The following is a 3292-nucleotide window of genomic DNA, read 5'->3' as shown; positions in this document are numbered from 1 at the left end:
TTAAAATCAGTAAGTCAGCCACATTAAGTCTTTAGCAAGGTAAATTTTTTAGCAGTATCTTGATTTATAATCCTTTCAATTCTATCGAAACGACGCAAGCATGAGTCACATCTGTTCAATCATGGCCTCTACGGTTTGCAGCATCTGGCTTTGCATTTGACTCATTTCGAGATTGAGGTTTTCGATTTCTTGCAAAATCCTCTTCGTTTCGGCTTGGGTTTTGGCATTGTCGTAGCGCTGGCTATCGGTTAAACCTTCTTCGCGCTGCGCCTTGGCCATGATGTTCTTTGCTTCGCTTTCCAGTTTGAGGACCTTGGCCTCCATTTCACGCATCTGCAACTCAAGCTGCTTTTGCTGAAGCTGTTGCTCCTGCTGCTTTTGCACGGCTAACTCGGCCTGCTCTTCCTCAGTCATGTCCTCCGGCTCTTTTTCAATATTCAGCGCCGCTCGGACACGCTCCATAAACTCTTGCTTATTCGGCACATCGGTAAGCTCAAGCACTAAATCAATCACGGTGATTTGTACCTCTGGCGGCAACTGCGCGGTGATCATCATCATTCGCTCTGCCAACTGCGATTTGTAAGCAGCAGTTTGTTGAATGGGAGCGAGCGCAATATGGGCGCGTAAGCGGGTTAGATCATTGGTCAGTAGCCCTTGTTCATCGACGTGGTTCATTACCACAGTTTTGCGCTTTCGCTTGTCATTGCGGTTGATCACAATCGCTTTATTGTGCTGCTCACGCATATCCTCAAGGATGTACCCCAGTAGAAGTTCACCCAATAGCTGCGATCCAAAGTTGTAGTTATCGTTGATTTCGGCAAGCGTTGTCGCTCCTTGCTCCACCAGATTGGCAATCGCAATCCCACTGGTCGCGTTGGATTCTTGCCCCAAGAAGGCTCCATAAACGCCCATGGTATCTTGGATAAGCTTCATCGAATCCTGCATCACATTAAATTGCTGCGCGGCGATATTGAAATCTTGTTGAACCTGAAACACTTCGCTGATGGATTTTTGGTTTTTCCGCTGTGGGTTGAGCTTAATCAGGCCATCGGGTCGTTCAACCTCTTCTAAAACCTGTTGTTGGCTCATATTGGTGGCATCTTCATCCATTAAGACTCGTTTGGCCTGCAGTAACCACGTCAATTTAATGCGCCTAAAGTTGACTTCATCTTGCGCTGGAATGGCCCGAGCAATCAGACCATAGGGCTCACCACTGGCGTCTTTGCGAAATCCCCAGAACGGCACGATGGGAAACTGGCCATTAGGCGCGGCACAGTCACGGCTCAATAAGTGATACATCCCGGCGTACCACTCTTCTTTAATCCGGCTGACTTGAGCCTGCCGCAATGTGGCTCTCTCCATCGCCAGTGCCATCGCATGAGCCAGATCGTTCGGGTCAAACTCCATCACACGCCCATCTTGGGTTTCAAGCACGGCTTTGCGTTCTATATGACGCACATACACAATCTGCAAACGAATACGCTCACGGTTATGGGATAAGTACTCCGAATGATCCCGTGACCAGTGATTAAATGCCTCATGCGCACTGGTCAACAGTGGGTCGAGCCCTTCGAGATTTTCGACATCAACAAATCCACGCCAATCCTTTTTCGCGTATTCCAGTACCTTCGCTTTATGGGGAACCAAACTCGCGAGCTCATCAATATCGATCCAGCGCATACGCATCACCCAACGACAATCGCTCCAGTCGGGTTCAGTGGAGAACCAGTCCCAAAACACTTCATCACGAGGGATAAGCTTGATTTTGTATTTAGGCCCGAACGGGTTGGGATTTCGGTATGCCTCAACAAAACCCACACCCGCTTTGATTTGTGACCCATACGCCTCTGAGCGTGCTTTATCGAGCCGACCTAGGCGAGCCGCATCCGCAAACTCGGCATTCACGGCTTCCGCCATCAGTTCCATTTGTTCATCGGGATCATCTGCGCACACCAAAAGGTCGGTGCGCGTTTTGGCTTCCATCCCGAGGACACCATCAATGGTCGGCGCAATAAGGTTATGGATTGTGGTGGGCTGGCCACGCTGTTTAAGCTTGTCTTTGACTCTCGGATCAAGCTGATCGCCATCGTAGTACGCGGTGGCAACTTTAGCAGCACTGCGCCAGTCAGGTTGGCCATCAATATCGGAGAGAATACGCAGCATAAAAGTATCGAGTTTTGCGTGTTGCATCATTTGGTCTGCCAATGATTGTTAGAAGGATCGCGTTTGAGGTCTTCTGACTTCACACGCTTTGGCATACGTGCACGGGCTTCTTGGGCGAGCATATGACTCATCACTTGATCATCAAAACACCCTTCCTGAGCGTTCATCGCTCCCTTTTTGTCGTACACATAGCTGTGGTATTCCGAAATAGTCCCCATCCAACGAATGCCAGAGACGCCGTTTTGAAAGAGCGTCTTCATGCCTTCCGTGAGGATAGGTTTGGATTGTTTGGTGGTTAACCAGCCGAGCTTGACCGTCTCATCATCGTTGTCGCGATCTAGGTATTGCTCTGAATAGATGTAAGGTGTGGGGTAGATTTCTCGAAGCTTTTGAATAAAGGCATGGCCGTGGTTATTACGCTCAGGCATTACGTAAGCGTTGCCGTATAAAATCGCGATATGTTTAACCAGATAAGCCAATAACTCAGCATCGATATAGCCAAACCAGTGGGCCACTTGCTCACCATCGGATTTTTTCACAACATCGATACTACTGCGGTCGCCATGCTCTAGCCCTTCGGCAATATCCACACCCAGCGCATACTCTTCATCCTCATCAAACATTTCCCACATCAGCAAAAGGTTCATCGCATTACGCTGCATGCGAAGCGGATCGTGACTCTCTATCGAGTGCACCCGAGTTAGGTTTCCCGTCATAGGCTCAAGGTCATAGACCAAGAAGGGGGCAAGAACATCCGCTTCCGCGGCCATAATATGAACAGGATTGAACACCCGACGCCCTGAGGTTAAAAACGCCTCCAGCGGCGTTGACGGGAATTCCTGTTTCATCTCCTCGCCCTGCATGGCTTCTTTTTCTAAATACCACTGCTTTTGCTCATCATCGAGCTGGCAGCCCATCGATTTTTCGACTCCGGAAAAGTACTCAGCCATCACTTTCGGCACAACGAGTCCATTTATCGGTACTTTTGAGCGGTATTTTGGATCTTGCCACCATGCGAAAAAATGAAACTGATAATCCTCGCGACTCAGCTCTACTCCACTTTTGGCTTGCTCCATGGCGCGCATGCACATGGTATAAAAATCGCCCCCGACACCTTCTGCCGTGGACT

1 protein-coding gene and 1 pseudogene are annotated in these 3292 nt (G+C 49.2%); both read right to left on the bottom strand.

Going from position 1 to position 3292, the window contains the following annotated elements; genetic code table 11:
* Nucleotides 1–105: 105 nt before the first annotated feature.
* Complete coding sequence (locus D908_RS04345) at nucleotides 106–2193, bottom strand: portal protein (protein ID WP_005526299.1); 2088 nt, start codon at nucleotides 2191–2193, stop codon at nucleotides 106–108.
* Nucleotides 2190–3292 (bottom strand): annotated as a pseudogene (locus tag D908_RS04350) (terminase); the annotation flags it as partial. The pseudogene D908_RS04350 and the gene D908_RS04345, both read right to left, overlap by 4 nt.

The organism is Vibrio mimicus CAIM 602 (assembly GCF_000338875.1).
In the GTDB taxonomy this organism is placed as follows: Bacteria; Pseudomonadota; Gammaproteobacteria; order Enterobacterales; family Vibrionaceae; genus Vibrio; species Vibrio mimicus.
Note: the sequence above shows the minus strand (reverse complement) of the source record. Positions and strands in the feature narration are given on the sequence as shown.

Bases quoted from the DNA above. Each gene is read 5' to 3' on its own strand.
- D908_RS04345 (WP_005526299.1), bottom strand. From the start codon at position 2,193: ATGATGCAACACGCAAAACTCGATACTTTTATGCTGCGTATTCTCTCC.